Origin of the sequence: Pseudomonas asplenii, assembly GCF_900105475.1 — a bacterium.
Lineage (GTDB): Bacteria > Pseudomonadota > Gammaproteobacteria > Pseudomonadales > Pseudomonadaceae > Aquipseudomonas > Aquipseudomonas asplenii.
This window is the reverse complement of sequence record NZ_LT629777.1, coordinates 2,574,439-2,589,531: the sequence shown is the minus strand read 5'-3', so window position 1 is coordinate 2,589,531 and position 15,093 is coordinate 2,574,439. Positions and strand designations below refer to the sequence as shown.

The window sequence follows — 15,093 nt, the reverse complement described above, 5'->3', positions numbered from 1 at the left end:
GAATCACATTGCGCAGTAGATGTTGCCGCGAAGGGTTCTTGAGCAAACGACGATCCTTTCATTCAACCTGGGAACGCGAGAACGTCAGACGTTACCGTAAGCCGAGTTTTTGATCATGGTGAACCCCTTGATCAGATCCCGGATACCGTCGTCCAGCGACATGATAGGTCGGAAGCCGGTCGCTTCCACCTTGGCATTGGAAACCACGTAGTTGCGCTGGTCCTGGTCCTTGCCCACCGGAGCCTCAAGAAACACGAAATCCGGAATGTGGGCCTGAATCCGCTCGCACAGCTCCCGCTTGGAAATGTTCGCGTCCGACAAGCCGACGTTATAGACCTCGCCCTTCATGGACGAAAAGTTTTCCAGGCCATGCTGGAAGACTCGCGCAACATCACGCACGTGGATGTAATTGCGCTTGAACGAACTTTCGAACAGCACCACGAAACGGTCGTACACCGCACGATAGGTGAAGTCATTGACCAGCAGATCCGTGCGCATCCGCGGCGACATACCAAAGACGGTTGCCAGACGGAAGCTGATCGCGTTCTCACGCTGCATCAGATGCTTTTCGACTTCGACCTTTTCCTTGGCGTATTGGGAAATAGGCCGCAGCGGGGAGTCCTCGTTGCAGAAATTGTCGGCATCGCCGGTGCCGTAGGCACTGTTGGTGGTCGGCATGAGCACGATTTGCTCAGGCGACATCAGGCGCAGCATCAATTTGATCGCATCGTGGTTGATGCTCGAGGCGCCTACCGGATCGGCGTTGCAGATCGGTGCACCCACCAGAGCGGCCAGGGGAATGACCACATCGGCCTTGCTCAACAGAGGAGCCATGACACTCTCAAGGCGGATGTCACCCTTCACCACCGTGAAGTTGGGATCATGGCACACATGATTAAGGCTGGCCTGCTTGAACAGAAAGTTATCCAGTACCGTCACCTTGTGACCAGCCGCCAACAGCGCGGGGACAAGTGTGGAGCCCAGATAGCCGGCACCGCCGGTCACGAGAATATTGAGACTCATCGTCTGCTTCCTTTTTCGAGTGAGTAAGAAATGTAAATACCGTAGCAACTCAATGCATGCACCATGCCCAAGTACATCAACCGTATTTCTGCGGGTTGATCAGCACTTGTGCGGCACGCAGGTAATCATGAGGAATACCGATATCGATAAATGACCCCTCGGCGGCGAACCCTGAGATACAGGCTCCACGCTCCAACAGCGTCGGCAGAAGCTCATCCTCCAGTGATACGCTGTGCCCAGCCGCGAACGGCAAGCCGGCGAGGCTTTCCCGACGTACCCAGTAGACGCCACCATTGGCGAGGCAACCCGGTAAACCACGCTGCGATGCCAGTGACAGAATCCGCTGCTCAGAGGTCAGCTCGAGGCCCATGTAACGGTTCGCCTCCTGCGCCCGAAAAAGCGACAGGGCCCAGTCCGAACCGGCCTTGCGGGCAAAGCCATCGAGCGACGCCAGTTCGACGGCAAAGAACGTATCGCCGTTGAGCAGTACGAACGCGTCTTCATCCTTGAGCATTGCCGTCGCCAACAGCAGGCCTCCGCCAGTGCCCAGGCGTTCATGCTCGATTGCATACTCTACTTCGGCGGTACGATAGTGCCCGCCGAAGTGCTCGGTAATGATCGTGCACTGATACCCGACCGACAGGATGAAGCGCGAGATGCCCTGCTCGATCCAATAGTCGAGCAGGTACTCGAGAAACGGCCGGCCATTGATCGGCGCCATCGGTTTGGGGACGCTGGAGACGACACTGCGCAGTCGGGTACCAAGCCCCCCGGCGAGGATAATCGCGGTACGGACTGTCATGGCTTAGACGTCATTGAGATAACGGCACAACTCATCGATTTCCTCATCACGCAAGTCGGGGAAATTACCGATGTAGAAACCGTAGAAATGGACATGCTCGGTTTCGGGGAATTCGCGATAGTAGCCGTCCGGTACGATGCCCTTCAGGTAAGGCTGGCGCAGTTGATTGCCGCCGCCGGCACTGCCCCTGCGGAACTCGATACCGCCCTCACGCATGTGAACCATGAGCCGCTCTACCAACTCGTCATCGGGCTCGCGCAGGATCAGGTTGAACGCATAGTTGCTCGAACCTTCCAACTTGAAATCGGTACGGTACTTGTGCGGATCGATCTGGCTGAGGAAGCGACGCAGGTTCTGCGTACGACGATCGACGTTGGCCGACAAGCGCTTGAGCTGCTTGCGCCCGAGAATCCCGCCGATCTCGGTGTTGCGGGTGTTGAAGGCGGGAAACGCAAAGATGAAGTCAGGGTTGAGCTCGGGGTTGGCGGCCCGGTATTCGGCCTGCGTCTGCGGATCATTGGCCTCTCGCACCATGCCATGGGAGCGCAGCATGCGAGCCTGCTGGTAGACGAGCGGATCATTGGTACAAATCATCCCCCCCTCGATGGTGCTCATGTGGTGGGCATAATAGAACGAGAAGTTCGACACCCAGCCGATGCTGCCCAAACGTTGCCCTGCATGCTCGGCACCGTGCGACTCGCACACATCCTCGATCAGCGGAATGCCACGTCGATCGAGCTCTGCCAGCACCTCGTCATCGATACCGTCGAAACCCTGCACATGAGTCAAGAACACCGCCCGGGTGTGCTCGCTCAGTTTGTCCAGAATCTGTTTGGGATCCATGGAGAGGGTACGCGGATCGATATCGGTGAAGACCGGAGTAAAACCGTTCTGCAGAACGCTGGCGATATCCGAGACCCAGGTCAGAGAAGGCACGATCACCTCCCCGCCCTGCGGGTAGCGCAACTTCAGCAAAGCCATGGTCAGCAGGTTCGACGAGGCACCAGAGTTGACGAAAACGCTGTACTTGACCCCAAGCCACTGCGACCACTCCGCTTCGAAGGCTTTCACATGCTCGCCGTGGGTCAGCTTGGGATCATCCTGACGCAGATGGTCGATGACCGCGTCCAGGTCTTCACGCAGAATGTTGTTGCGCATCAAAGGGTATTTCATGATCGAAGATTGCTCCGTCTTGCTACTGGGCATGGAATCAAAGAGAGAGTGAAGCGTGAAAATCGCGGACTTTGTGGATGACCGCGTCGACCCCGATACCGACCTGCTCATGCAGGACAGCCCGCTCACCCAGTTCGAATCGATACTGAGGCGTCACACCCACATTGAACAAGCGCGTTTCGGGCAGACGCCGAGCCAGCAGATTGAAGAGCAACGCGTCCAGACCACCGCGTCCTTCGAACCCCTCCTCCAGCGAAACGACACCGCGGAACCTGGCGAACAGGGCAATCAACGCCTGCTCGTCAAAACCACTCAGGTCGAACAGGTCGACCACGGTGACAGGCAAACCATCGGCAGTCAGACGCTCGGCGGCCTTGAGAGCTGTCTGGGTCATATAGCCGGTCGACACCAGGCAGAGCGCCTCACCCTCGCAATGGATGTGAAAGCCACGCTGGATGTCCGGCAAGCCCTGTGTGTACAGCACAGGCAGAACCTGGGCATCCAGACGCAGGTACTTGATGCCCGGACGCTCCAGGCATCGTGACGCCAAGGCTGCCGACGTCACCTGGTCGGCAGGCGAAAGTACCTGCATGTTCGGCAGGCTGCGCATCAGCGTGAGATCCTCGTAACACTGATGCGTCGGACCGGAAACCACATAGCTGTAGCCCGCTCCGACCCCGATCAGGTTCACGTTCATGGGCCGCACGGTGGAAAGCAGTGCCAGATTCACGCGAATCTGCTCGAAGCAACGCATGGTGATAAAGGGCGCGATCGCATACGCGAATACCTTGAACCCTTCGAGGGCCAAGCCCGCCGAAACATTGATCAGGTTCTGCTCGGCGATCCCGACATTGACGAATCGATGTGGATAACGCTCGCGGATCTGATCGAGCACCGGAGAACCAAAGTCGGCGGTGGCGAAGAAAATGTCATCATCGACCGCCATGGCCTCAACGATGGACGAAAGCAACGTGTCACGCATCGCCCGCGGCTTTATCGACTGCAGCGTGTCACTCATGATTCGACTCCCAGCAACTGATCAATCAACTGCGGCGCAATCGCGGTGATGTGCGACAACGGCGCATTTTCCAGGCCTGGCACCCGATGGCCCTTGCGGGTATTGACGATGATCGCCCGGGGTTGCGGCTCGCCCGAGGCCCGACTGGCACTCAGCGCATCGGCAATGGCCTGGGGGGAATGGCCATCATCCACGATTTGTACCTGCCAGCCGAAAGCTGTGAACTTGGCACTCAGATCACGATGGGAAACGATGCTGTCCGTAGGGCCGAGCATGCTGATCTGGTTGTTGTCGACAATCACCGTGAGATTATCCAGCCGGTGTTGCGCAGCAAACATGAAGGCTTCCCAGTTCGAGCCCTCGTGCAACTCTCCGTCGCCTGTGACCACATAGACCTGCTGGTCCTGACCCCGTCGTTTCAAACCCAGGGCCATGCCGGCGCCTACACCGGTACCGTGCCCCAGCGAACCATTGACTGTTTCATAGCCAGGTATCACCGGATCGGGGATCCCGCCGAGGAAACTGCCCTCCTGGCACACACGCTCGAGTTCGGCAGCCGGGAAATAGCCAAGGTCGGCAAGAATCGGGTACATGCACAACGAACCGTGACCCTTGCTGATAATGCAGCGGTCACGCCCGGGCCAGAGCGGTTCGGCCGGGTTCTGCCGCAGGAAACCTCCATAGTAGAGCACCACGAAAATTTCGATCGGCGATAACGACGAGGCGACCCGAGTCTCCGGCGTATGCCGATGAATCTTCAAGGTTTCCCGCCAGACCCAATGTGCTTTCTCTTGCAGATAAGTGGCGAGAGCGGGTTCAGGTTCATGCATGGCTGCTCTCCAGAAAAGATGCGTAGGTTCGGCGGATGCCCGCCTCCAGGGAAATCGACGGCTGCCAACCCAGTTCAAGAATGCGCGAACTGTCCAGCAACTTGCGCAATGTGCCATCAGGTCGCTGGGTATCCCAGGCGATATCCCCACGATAGCCGACGACATCCGAGATCAACTCGGCTAACTCGCGAATCGACAGGTCATGCCCTGAACCGATATTGATCGGCAGTTCCACCGTCGAAAGATCCGCCTCCAGCAATACATGGCAGGCTGCGGCCAGATCATCGGCACAGAGAAACTCACGTCGCGGGGTACCTGTGCCCCACAACGTGGTGAGCGGCTCCTGCGTCTTGTGAGCGGTATGGAAGCGACTGATCAACGCTGAAAGCACATGTCCGGACTGGGGGTCGAAGTTGTCGTTCTCGCCATAGACACTGTTCGGAATCACAGGAATGAAACGTTGCTCGCCGTACTGCCGGTTGTAGGCCAGGCACATATGCACACCTGCCAGCTTTGCCATCGCATAGGCGATGCTGGTCATCTCCGGCTTGCCGCTCAACAGCGCATCTTCAGCCATCGGCTGCGGGCATTCCCGGGGGTACATGCAGGATGAACCAAAGAACACGAGCCGCCGCACACCATGGTGGTGGGCGCTCTGGATGACATTGGCCTGGATTTCCAGGTTACGGGTGATGAAATCGGCCGGGTAACTGACGTTATCGACGATACCGCCCACCTTGCCCGCTGCAAGAATGACAATTTCGGGACGATGTTCGGCGAAAAAAGCATCGACTGCCAACTTGTCGGTTAGCTCAAGCTGGTTGTGCTCACGCAGAATCAGATCGGTGAAACCGGCCGCAGTGAAATGCCTGGCAAATGCTGAGCCAATCATTCCACTGTGACCCGCGATGTATATTCGCGAATGCCTTGAGAGACGCTGTGACATGCTTAAAGTCCGTTAGGCTGATAAAGAACTACCCGGCTACCGGAACTCTCGAACTGGAAAGGCACATGAATGAGGGCCTTCAAGCGCTCGCGAACCCGCAACTGCAGTTCCGGCTTGACAAAAAACAGCATGAAACCACCGCCGCCCGCACCCAGCAACTTCCCGCCAGTCGCACCGGCCGACCGGGCGGCTTCATAGATAGCGTCCAGGTCAGAGTTGCTGACCCGATCCGACAGGCCTTTCTTCAGCTTCCACCCTTCATGCAGCAGCGTGCCGAACTCCTCCAGCGAACTCGTCGCCTGGAGAATGGACAAGGACTCATCGGCCATCTGCATGATCTGCGTCAGCTCACTATGACGCGCGGATATATTCTGGATCTGTGATTGCGCGATCTCCGCTGCTATTCGGGAAAATCCAGTGAAGAACAGCATGAGGTGATTCTGCAAATGGCGCAGTCGCGACTCGGGCAGGATCACCGGAGACACCTTGAAATTGCCATCACGCATAAAGTCGATGCGATTGAAACCGCCATAAGCTGCGGCAATCTGATCCTGCGAGCCGACACTCTCCTTGATGACATTCTGTTCGACATGAATGGCCAGCTTGGCCAGAGAGTCCTGGGAAATCTGTTTCCCATCGAGCGCTTTCAGAGCATGCAGCAAACCCACGGTAAACGACGAACTGGACCCCAGCCCCGAGCGCGCCGGAAGATCACCATCATGATGTATCTCCAAGCCACGGTCACACTCCATGTGCTGAAGCACGGCACGCACCGCAGGGTGCTGGATTTCGCTCGGATCCATCACGTTTTCGATCGTCGAATAGACAATCCGGTATTTGTGATCGAAGAACGGTGGCAGGTGACGACAACTGATGTAGCAGTATTTGTCGATGGACGTGGAAATCACCGAGCCACCTTGCTCGCGAAACCAACCTGGGTAATCGGTGCCACCACCAAAAAAAGAAATACGATAGGGTGTACGCGTTACGATCACAGGCTAGTCTCCCAGCAATTTCCGCCGTAGCTTGATACGTGTCATGTCTTCGATATTCAGGCGTTGCGTGGCCCCAAACTTTTTCTCGACAAGACTCAAGTAGGTTGGATTGGTGAAATAACGTTGCCAGGCCTCATCCCTGAACTTCAGTACCTGTGCCGCGGACAGATGCTTGGTCGGTAAAGGCTCGCATTCATAAGACAGAAAGGCATACCCCTCATAGCTTGAGGGCAGCTTCCAGCCTTCCTCCCGGGCTATGCGGTTCATCGGACTGCCCGGCAGTGCCTGGCAGGGATACATGTTGGCCATCTCACAGTTCAATTCGATGGCCAGATCCAGGGTTTCCTGCATCGTGTCCAACGTATCGTCGGGAAAGCCAAAAATGAAATTGCTGATCACATTGATGTCGGTCTGCCGGATCACATCGCAGACATCACGAATGTTGACCTCTTTGAAGGACCCCTTGGACACCTCCTGCCGAACCATCTGGTTACCGGCCTCGACGCCAAGCGCCAACCAGTTGACCCCTGCCTGCTTGAACAGCTCCAGAGCATCACGACGCACCGTATCGACCCGCGAGTAGGTCCACATATTGAAATCGAATTCGCGCTCGATCACCTGGCGCAGGATCGGCTCATAGAATTTGCGATTGAGGAAAAACATCTCATCGCTGATGCGCAATGTGTGCACGCCGAGCTTTGCCAGTTTCTCCATTTCGCGCATCACCCAAGCTGGGCTCCAGAAGCGCATCCCCCGGAAACTGGCGGCGTCCGCAGCCTCGGAGTTGTCAGTCCGGTTGACGATGTTGATCATGCAGAAATTGCAACCGAAGTTGCAGCCCAGAGACGTATAGATCGCCGCAAAGGGGGTACGTTGGGCATGATCGAAGCCGGCGTGCCAGAAGTGCGCCCGATACAGGTCCAGGGGGCGCACCTTGTAGGGCAGAAGATCCCAGGCATACCCAGGCATGTCGATGTCCATGCGCTCCTGGGGGACCAGTCGCTCCGGAGGATTGAGCACCGGCATAGGAAAGTTCGCCGGGCCGCGCTGCTTGTAACCGATACCCTTGATCGTGGACAGATCATCGCCCAGATTGCTGGCGAGCAACGAATGCAGGGCATAGACACCCTCGTTGAGCAGCACCAGGTCAACACAGGCATGCGCCAGAACCTCTCTGGGCAAGGCACTGATGTGGGAACCGACGAAGCAGATCTTGAACAGGGGAGACTGCTCTTTGAGAGCTGCGGCCAGGTCCAGGGCACCAATCATGCTGGTCGTGCCGGAGTTGGGATTCTGTCCGTAGACAACGAATACCACCAGCCTTGGCTGATGCGATTCGACACGCAGAACCGCCTGTTCAAGGCTCAGCTTCTCGGCATCGCAATCCAGGATACCGACCCCGAATCCCTTGCTGCGGCAGGACTCAGCCAAGAGCAGCGACCATGTCGGTGGCTCTATCGCCGAATATACGCTTGCCAGTCCCTGATAGGCCTTCGCCGAAGAATCAGGTGTTACAAATAGTGCATCCATAGGTGCTTTTCTTCCGTTTCCTGCTGCCCGAGGCTCCAAGCCATGAAAAACAAACTGACGCCAACAAGTACCGCAACACGGGGAGACTCACATGCCCAAGGCATGAAAGAACTCGATTAAAGCATAATTTTCGAGAAAGTCTAACGCCCTTTTCTTACAGCATTAAGTCCTTGACTTTTATTAAATTATTAAAATAACCCACGAAAACAACAAGCAAAAAAACCTTTTCCCATCAAAGTAAATGATGGCATTGTGGAATTCCGACAGGCTCTTCAAGCCTGTTTAAAGACGATATAAAAACCAGGAAACAGCTACAGACACGCCGCACACAGTGACAAGCCCTTAGCCATTATCCTTCAGCAAAAGTTTACTCCCTCACACTCCCCTCGCCATCGCTGAAGCATTGGCATGCTACTACTCAATCAACTTCAGCAGTCAAGATACAAACAACCGCCGCGCGCGACATACAACGACACGCCAGTCAAAATAAATTCTTTTAAATCAACAAATTAAAATGTACCGAGACTGATACCAAGTTTCATACATGGGTCATGTTCAGTCGATAATGCGCGCAGTTGCCCCCCTTGAGCCAGCTCATCAGCAAGGGACGTAACAGCTCGCTCGCGCCTATACCAGAAGTCAGCCAATCCAATCTCGCCATGAAGAGGCAGCGCACAGGACTGCGGCATCCTTGCAGCGTCAAATCCCAAAATATGGGATGTTAATTTATATATTGAGATTTACCGCACACTAGGCCTATAGTCTTCTCCATCAGCTCCACGCACTCACTGTCCAAAAACAACTTTCAGGTGACGCGATGCAGGCGCAATTGATCGCGCTCGATTGGGGGACCACCTCCCTTCGGGCCTACAGACTCGCGGCTGGCGGCCAGGTGCTCGAACAGCGCTCACTGTCGTCAGGCATCATGCAGTTGCCCAGCGTGCCGCGGATGATCGCCGGCCAGCTGTGCGCCGATGGCTTTGAACTGGCCTTCGACGAGGCCTGTGGTGATTGGCTCGATGCTCAACCCGGGCTGGCGGTGATTGCCTGCGGTATGGTCGGCAGCGCCCAGGGTTGGACTGAAGCCGCTTATCGTGACACCCCGGCGAATGTCGCCACCCTGGGCCAGTCCTTGAGCACCGTGCGCAGCTTGCGCGGTGTCGATGTGCATATCGTGCCCGGCGTGATCGAGCGTTCGCGCTTACCGAATGTGATGCGCGGCGAAGAGACCCAGGTTCTCGGCGTGCTGCCAAGCCTGTCGGCGGATACCGGCGGTCACCTGCTGATCGGCCTGCCGGGCAGCCATTCGAAATGGGTTGAGGTGGCCGATGATTGCATCGTCCATTTCGACACCTTCATGACCGGCGAACTGTTCGCCGTGCTCAGTGAACACAGCATCCTGGGACGTACACAGCAGCGCGGTGCGCCGTTCGAGGGCGAGGCGTTCGATCGCGGCGTTCAGGTGGCACTGTCCTGCGAGGGTGAAAACGGCCCTCTCTCTACCGTATTCAGCGCACGCACCCTTGGCCTGGCGGGTGAGCTGAATCCGGCCGAACAGACCGACTATCTGTCGGGCCTGTTGATAGGTCATGAACTTGCCGCCCTCGCCGACGTTCAGCGCCGTCGACGCAACAGCACCGACTTGCCGTCGATCCTGCTGATCGGCAATGCCCAACTCTGTGTTCGTTACCGCCGGGCGCTCGATCGCTGCGGTTTTGCCCGGGTGAGCCTGGCCGAACACGCCACCGAACGCGGTTTATGGCACCTGGCCGAAGCAGCCGGGCTGATCGGCCTAGCGCCTGCGGCCAACTAGAAGCGCCTGCGCTCAACCAGACAAGAGGTCCAACATGCTCAAGCAAGCACTGGCGAAAAACGGCCTGATCGCGATCCTTCGCGGCCTGCGTCCGCAAGAGGCGGCGGCCATCGGCGAGGTGTTGTACCAGGCCGGTTTCCGCGTCATCGAAGTACCACTCAACTCTCCCGAACCGTATGAAAGCATCCGCATCCTGCGCAACCTTTTACCCGCCGATTGCCTGATCGGTGCCGGGACGGTGTTGACCCCGGAGCAGGTCGAGCAGGTGAAGGCCGCAGGTGGACAGGTGATCGTCATGCCCCACAGCGATCCCCGGGTCTTGCGCGCGGCCAGGGCGGCGGGTCTGTATTTGTCGCCGGGCGTCGCCACGCCGACCGAGGCCTTTGCCGCGTTGGCCGAAGGTGCCGATGTATTGAAGATGTTCCCGGCCGAGCAAATGGGGCCGGCGGTGGTCAAGGCCTGGTTGGCGGTACTGCCGGCAGGGACGCTGCTGATTCCGGTCGGCGGGATTACCCCGGACAACATGCGACCCTTCGTCGAAGCGGGCGTCAGTGGTTTCGGCCTGGGTTCCGGGCTGTTCAAGCCGGGGCTGGGCGCTGATGAGACAGCGCTGCGCGCCAAGGCTTATGTGCAGGCATGGAACGCATTGCGTTAAGACTTTTTGGCGCCCTGTGGGGTGCATCCCAACAAGAGAGACAACACGATGAAAATCACCAAGCTGACGACCTTTATCGTTCCGCCACGCTGGCTGTTCCTCAAGGTCGAAACCGATGAAGGCGTGACCGGCTGGGGCGAGCCCGTGGTCGAAGGCCGGGCCCACACGGTCGCGGCGGCAGTCGATGAGTTGTCGGATTACCTGATCGGCAAGGATCCGCGCAATATCGAGGACATCTGGACGGTGCTCTATCGCGGCGGTTTCTACCGTGGCGGCGCCGTGCACATGAGCGCCCTCGCCGGGATCGACCAGGCGCTGTGGGATATCAAGGGCAAGGCTCTGGGAGTATCGGTCAGCGATCTGCTGGGCGGCCAGGTGCGTGACCGTATCCGCGTGTACTCGTGGATCGGCGGTGACCGTCCGGCTGACACCGCCCGGGCTGCCAGGGAGGCGGTTGGCCGTGGTTTCACCGCGGTGAAGATGAACGGCACCGAAGAGCTGCAATTCGTCGACAGCTTCGAAAAGGTCGATCTGGCCCTGGCCAACGTCGCCGCCGTGCGCGATGCGGTGGGGCCGAACGTCGGTATTGGCGTGGACTTCCATGGGCGGGTTCACAAGCCCATGGCCAAGGTGCTGATGAAGGAACTCGACGCCTACAAACTGATGTTCATCGAAGAGCCGGTGCTCAGCGAAAACTACGAGGCACTCAAGGAGCTGGCACCGCTGACCAGTACGCCGATCGCCCTGGGCGAGCGTTTGTTCTCGCGCTGGGATTTCAAGCGGGTGCTCAGCGAAGGCTACGTCGACATCATCCAGCCGGATGCCTCCCATGCCGGCGGCATCACCGAAACCCGCAAGATCGCCAACATGGCCGAAGCCTACGACGTGGCGCTGGCGTTGCATTGTCCGCTGGGTCCGATTGCCCTGGCGGCTTGCCTGCAACTGGACGCGGTTTGCTACAACGCCTTTATCCAGGAGCAGAGCCTGGGCATCCATTACAACGAAAGCAATGACCTGCTCGATTACGTCAAGGACCCACGGGTGTTCGACTACGACCAGGGCTTCGTGAAGATCCCGAACGGCCCGGGGCTGGGCATCGAGATCAACGAGGCATACGTGACTGAGCGCGCCGCCATCGGTCACCGCTGGCGCAACCCGATCTGGCGCCATGCCGATGGCAGTTTTGCCGAATGGTGATCCCTGGCTGACTCACTCAGGGAGGTCCGTACCCGGACAACGGCATCGTTGCGAATAAACGCCCTCAATAACCATAAGAAGAGGCAAGCCCCATGCAACCGGAAGTCTTTACCGGGCCAGCGTCCTTGCTGACGCCGAGCCGCAAGCGCTTTTTCATCATGGTGCTGCTGTTCATCACCGTGGTGATCAACTATCTGGATCGCAGCAACCTGTCGATCGCGGCGCCCGCGCTGACCAGCGAACTGGGGATCGATCCGATTCATGTCGGGCTGATCTTCTCGGCGTTCGGCTGGACCTACGCAGCCATGCAGATCCCCGGCGGCTGGCTGGTGGATCGGGTGCCGCCACGCCTGCTCTACAGCCTCGCGCTGCTGCTGTGGTCGGTGGCGACGGTACTGCTCGGTTTCGCCGCCAGCTTTATCGCGCTGTTCGTTTTGCGCATGGCCGTGGGGGCGCTGGAAGCACCGGCCTATCCGATCAACAGCCGTGTGGTGACCTGCTGGTTTCCCGAGCGTGAGCGGGCGACCGCCATCGGTTTCTATACGTCCGGGCAGTTTGTCGGGCTGGCGTTTCTGACGCCGCTATTGGCCTGGCTGCAACATGAATACGGCTGGCACATGGTGTTTATCAGCACGGGTGTGGTGGGGATTATCTGGGCGTTCATCTGGTACGCGGTGTATCGCGAGCCACGGGATTTCAAGGGCATCAACCAGGCGGAAATCGAGCTGATCCGCGAGGGCGGCGGGTTGGTCGATATCCAGGCCGAAACTGCCAGGCGCAAGGCACCGTTCAGTTGGACGGACCTGGGCATCGTCTTGAGCCAACGCAAGTTGTGGGGTATCTACCTCGGGCAGTTCTGCCTCAACTCGACCCTGTGGTTTTTCCTGACCTGGTTTCCGACCTATCTGGTGAAATATCGCGGCATGGATTTCATCAAATCCGGCCTGCTGGCCTCGGTGCCGTTTCTCGCCGCTTTCGTCGGCGTGCTGTGCTCGGGCCTGTTCTCCGACTGGCTACTGCGCCGTGGCGCGACGATCGGTGTTGCCCGCAAGTTGCCGATCATCGGCGGCTTGCTGATTTCCACCTCGATCATCGGGGCCAACTTCGTCGAGTCGACACCGTGGGTCATCGCCTGTCTGGCGTTGGCGTTTTTCGGCAACGGGATGGCCTCGATCAGTTGGTCGCTGGTCTCGACCCTGGCGCCAGCTCGGCTGCTGGGGCTGACGGGCGGTGTGTTCAACTGCATCGGCAATCTGGCGGCGATCGCCACGCCGATCGTGATCGGGTTTCTGGTCAGCGGCGACTCCTTCGCCCCGGCAATCACCTACATCGCCGTGCTGGCGTTGATCGGTGCGCTGTCCTATGTCGTGCTGGTGGGCAAGGTGGCACGGATAGAACTCTAGTGGCCTGTGTGACGGATTCACACAGACCGCCAGGCTGGCAAGCGCAAGACCGGGCGACCATAATGCCGCCCGTTCTCTCGCTCATTGTTGAAGGCCGTATATGCAGGAAGATGCCGCAAAAAACGCCGCCGCACCGACGGGGACACAGACGCTGCTGCGCGGTCTTGCCGTGGTTCAGGCGGTGGCCGGTGGGGCCCGCGACCTCAAGGAGATCGCCCGGCTGATTGGCACCACCCGCAGCACCACCCATCGTCTGGCCAGTTGCCTGGTGGAGGAGCGCTATTTGCGGGTTGTGCCGCAACTCGGTTATCTGCTCGGCCCCAAGCTGATCGAACTGGGCTTTCAGGCGCGTGAAGCCCTGCCATTGGTGACCCTGGCCGGGCCTTATCTGGATGAGTTGTCGGCGCTGACCGGCGATACCATTCACCTGGCGATCCGCGAAGACGATGACGTGCTGTACCTGCACAAGAATCCCGGGCGCAATGGCCCGGAAATGCGCTCGCGGGTCGGACACCGCATGCCGCTGGCGCGCACCGGGATCGGCAAGGCGCTGTTGCTCGATGGCTCGCCACAGGAGTGGCAGCGTCTGTATCGGGTCAGTTTGCCGGTGGACGGGAAGAACCGTGCATGGCCGTCACACCCGGAGTCATCCTGGGAGCAGTTTGAGCAGCGTATGCTGGAGTATGTGGCGGGTGGCTACGCTTTTGACCTGGAAGACAATGAGCCGTCGATCCGCTGTGTCGCGGCGCCGATACGCGATGCCAGCCAGCAGATCGTCGCCGGAATCAGTATCGCCAGTACCGTGCCCTATATGCCGCTGGAGAAAATGGCCGAGCTGGTCCCGTTGATCAAACAGGTCGCCGCCCGGCTGTCAGCGGAGTTGGGGGCCAAGGCCTGAGCCTTATAGCGGGGTAAGGATATTCATCACGGTATCCAGGGCGACCCGGGTATCGTCGAGCTGCACCAGCGAGGCATGTCGGGCGCCGAGGGCGTCGCGATTCCGGATGGCGGTCAGTATCGCCTTGTGCCGGGGCAGGCTGAGCCCTTGAATATCGGGGCGGCGGTTGGTGATGCTGATGGATTCGCGCAGCGGCAACGACAGCATGTTGCACATATAGGCGAGCAAATCGTTGCGGGTGGCGTCGGCAATCGCCCGGTGAAAGTCCAGGTCCGCCTGCAGGAGCTTCTCGTGGGTCTGCGCCGACTCCATGGCCTGATAGGCTTTTTCGATGCTCGCAATGTCTTCGTCGGTCGCCGTGGTGGCGGCCATGGCGGCGATTTCCGGCTCAAGGATCCGGCGCACACCGGCCAAGGTGTTGAAAAACTCGCTGTGGGGCGTCGACTGCATCAGCCAGGCCAGCACGTCGGGATCGAGCAGGTGCCATTTCAAGCGTGGACGCACCACCGCGCCGACCCGTGGCTTGGAGTACACCAGGCCCTTGGCGCTCAGCACCCGGGTGGCTTCGCGCAGCACCGAACGACTGACCTGGTACTCCTCGCACAGCGTCGCCTCCATGGGCAAGCGCTCTTCCGGCTTGAAGCGTCCGGAGACAATCTGCATACCCAGTTCCTGAACGATCTTGGTATGCATGCTCTTGCGCGGAGTGTTCTTGGTTGGCTTAGAGGACTGCTGATCCATAACCGGGACGTTGCTCTGATGAAATAGTTGCATCATAACATCGCTCCCGGCTCCATCAGGTGCTCGCGC

Annotated in this window: 14 protein-coding genes; 5 read left to right on the top strand and 9 right to left on the bottom strand. The window is 58.7% G+C overall.

What is annotated here, in order from left to right; genetic code table 11:
• Positions 1 to 84 precede the first annotated feature (84 nt).
• From BLU37_RS11780 to BLU37_RS11745, 8 genes are all read right to left on the bottom strand, one after another.
• Positions 85 to 1,023, bottom strand: a complete 939-nt coding sequence (locus BLU37_RS11780) for an NAD-dependent epimerase/dehydratase family protein (RefSeq protein ID WP_090204995.1) — start codon at positions 1,021 to 1,023, stop codon at positions 85 to 87.
• A gap of 76 nt (positions 1,024 to 1,099) precedes the next feature.
• Positions 1,100 to 1,825 carry a sugar phosphate nucleotidyltransferase gene (locus BLU37_RS11775; RefSeq protein ID WP_090204992.1) on the bottom strand — a complete coding sequence of 242 codons (726 nt, stop codon included), beginning with the start codon at positions 1,823 to 1,825 and terminating at the stop codon, positions 1,100 to 1,102.
• A gap of 3 nt (positions 1,826 to 1,828) precedes the next feature.
• The gene (locus tag BLU37_RS11770) at positions 1,829 to 2,998 is read right to left on the bottom strand and encodes a DegT/DnrJ/EryC1/StrS family aminotransferase (RefSeq protein ID WP_197678405.1); all 1,170 of its coding nucleotides are present in this window, start codon (positions 2,996 to 2,998) and stop codon (positions 1,829 to 1,831) included.
• A 37-nt stretch (positions 2,999 to 3,035) separates the two neighbouring features.
• On the bottom strand, positions 3,036 to 4,016 hold the full coding sequence (locus tag BLU37_RS11765) for a transketolase family protein (RefSeq protein ID WP_090204985.1): 981 nt from the start codon (positions 4,014 to 4,016) through the stop codon (positions 3,036 to 3,038).
• Entirely contained in the window at positions 4,013 to 4,846 is an 834-nt protein-coding gene (locus BLU37_RS11760; protein WP_090204982.1) for a transketolase, read from the bottom strand. The genes BLU37_RS11765 and BLU37_RS11760 overlap by 4 nt, the downstream gene beginning before the upstream one ends.
• Positions 4,839 to 5,792 (bottom strand): GDP-L-fucose synthase family protein, encoded by a 954-nt coding sequence (locus BLU37_RS11755; RefSeq protein WP_090204980.1) that lies wholly within the window; start codon positions 5,790 to 5,792, stop codon positions 4,839 to 4,841. The genes BLU37_RS11760 and BLU37_RS11755 overlap by 8 nt, the downstream gene beginning before the upstream one ends.
• A 2-nt stretch (positions 5,793 to 5,794) precedes the next feature.
• On the bottom strand, positions 5,795 to 6,787 hold the full coding sequence (locus tag BLU37_RS11750) for a GHMP family kinase ATP-binding protein (RefSeq protein ID WP_090204977.1): 993 nt from the start codon (positions 6,785 to 6,787) through the stop codon (positions 5,795 to 5,797).
• A 3-nt stretch (positions 6,788 to 6,790) separates the two neighbouring features.
• Positions 6,791 to 8,317, bottom strand: coding sequence for a B12-binding domain-containing radical SAM protein (locus BLU37_RS11745; RefSeq protein WP_090204974.1), 1,527 nt, complete (start codon positions 8,315 to 8,317; stop codon positions 6,791 to 6,793).
• 817 nt (positions 8,318 to 9,134) lie between these two features.
• Here BLU37_RS11745 and BLU37_RS11740 point away from each other — a divergent pair.
• The 5 genes from BLU37_RS11740 (at position 9,135) to BLU37_RS11720 (ending at position 14,283) form a co-directional block, all read left to right on the top strand.
• Positions 9,135 to 10,130 carry a 2-dehydro-3-deoxygalactonokinase gene (locus BLU37_RS11740; protein ID WP_090204971.1) on the top strand — a complete coding sequence of 332 codons (996 nt, stop codon included), beginning with the start codon at positions 9,135 to 9,137 and terminating at the stop codon, positions 10,128 to 10,130.
• 34 nt (positions 10,131 to 10,164) lie between these two features.
• On the top strand, positions 10,165 to 10,785 hold the full coding sequence (locus BLU37_RS11735) for a 2-dehydro-3-deoxy-6-phosphogalactonate aldolase (RefSeq protein WP_090204968.1): 621 nt from the start codon (positions 10,165 to 10,167) through the stop codon (positions 10,783 to 10,785).
• A 48-nt stretch (positions 10,786 to 10,833) separates the two neighbouring features.
• Positions 10,834 to 11,982, top strand: coding sequence for a galactonate dehydratase (gene dgoD, locus BLU37_RS11730; protein WP_010445349.1), 1,149 nt, complete (start codon positions 10,834 to 10,836; stop codon positions 11,980 to 11,982).
• Between the two features lie 92 nt (positions 11,983 to 12,074).
• Positions 12,075 to 13,385, top strand: coding sequence for an MFS transporter (locus BLU37_RS11725; RefSeq protein WP_010445348.1), 1,311 nt, complete (start codon positions 12,075 to 12,077; stop codon positions 13,383 to 13,385).
• A 100-nt stretch (positions 13,386 to 13,485) separates the two neighbouring features.
• Positions 13,486 to 14,283 carry an IclR family transcriptional regulator gene (locus BLU37_RS11720; protein WP_019361417.1) on the top strand — a complete coding sequence of 266 codons (798 nt, stop codon included), beginning with the start codon at positions 13,486 to 13,488 and terminating at the stop codon, positions 14,281 to 14,283.
• Positions 14,284 to 14,286: 3 nt separating this feature from the next.
• Here BLU37_RS11720 and BLU37_RS11715 read toward each other — a convergent pair whose 3' ends face one another.
• Positions 14,287 to 15,024: a FadR/GntR family transcriptional regulator gene (locus BLU37_RS11715; RefSeq protein ID WP_090210933.1), complete on the bottom strand. Its 738-nt coding sequence runs from the start codon at positions 15,022 to 15,024 to the stop codon at positions 14,287 to 14,289.
• Positions 15,025 to 15,093: the final 69 nt, after the last annotated feature.

What these genes read in the sequence shown, in the direction of transcription:
- BLU37_RS11780 (WP_090204995.1), bottom strand. Translation starts at nt 1,023, where the DNA reads ATGAGTCTCAATATTCTCGTGACCGGCGGTGCCGGCTATCTGGGCTCC.
- BLU37_RS11775 (WP_090204992.1), bottom strand. Translation starts at nt 1,825, where the DNA reads ATGACAGTCCGTACCGCGATTATCCTCGCCGGGGGGCTTGGTACCCGA.
- BLU37_RS11770 (WP_197678405.1), bottom strand. Translation starts at nt 2,998, where the DNA reads ATGAAATACCCTTTGATGCGCAACAACATTCTGCGTGAAGACCTGGAC.
- BLU37_RS11765 (WP_090204985.1), bottom strand. Translation starts at nt 4,016, where the DNA reads ATGAGTGACACGCTGCAGTCGATAAAGCCGCGGGCGATGCGTGACACG.
- BLU37_RS11760 (WP_090204982.1), bottom strand. Translation starts at nt 4,846, where the DNA reads ATGCATGAACCTGAACCCGCTCTCGCCACTTATCTGCAAGAGAAAGCA.
- BLU37_RS11755 (WP_090204980.1), bottom strand. Translation starts at nt 5,792, where the DNA reads ATGTCACAGCGTCTCTCAAGGCATTCGCGAATATACATCGCGGGTCAC.
- BLU37_RS11745 (WP_090204974.1), bottom strand. Translation starts at nt 8,317, where the DNA reads ATGGATGCACTATTTGTAACACCTGATTCTTCGGCGAAGGCCTATCAG.
- BLU37_RS11740 (WP_090204971.1), top strand. Translation starts at nt 9,135, where the DNA reads ATGCAGGCGCAATTGATCGCGCTCGATTGGGGGACCACCTCCCTTCGG.
- BLU37_RS11735 (WP_090204968.1), top strand. Translation starts at nt 10,165, where the DNA reads ATGCTCAAGCAAGCACTGGCGAAAAACGGCCTGATCGCGATCCTTCGC.
- dgoD (WP_010445349.1), top strand. Translation starts at nt 10,834, where the DNA reads ATGAAAATCACCAAGCTGACGACCTTTATCGTTCCGCCACGCTGGCTG.
- BLU37_RS11725 (WP_010445348.1), top strand. Translation starts at nt 12,075, where the DNA reads ATGCAACCGGAAGTCTTTACCGGGCCAGCGTCCTTGCTGACGCCGAGC.
- BLU37_RS11720 (WP_019361417.1), top strand. Translation starts at nt 13,486, where the DNA reads ATGCAGGAAGATGCCGCAAAAAACGCCGCCGCACCGACGGGGACACAG.
- BLU37_RS11715 (WP_090210933.1), bottom strand. Translation starts at nt 15,024, where the DNA reads ATGGATCAGCAGTCCTCTAAGCCAACCAAGAACACTCCGCGCAAGAGC.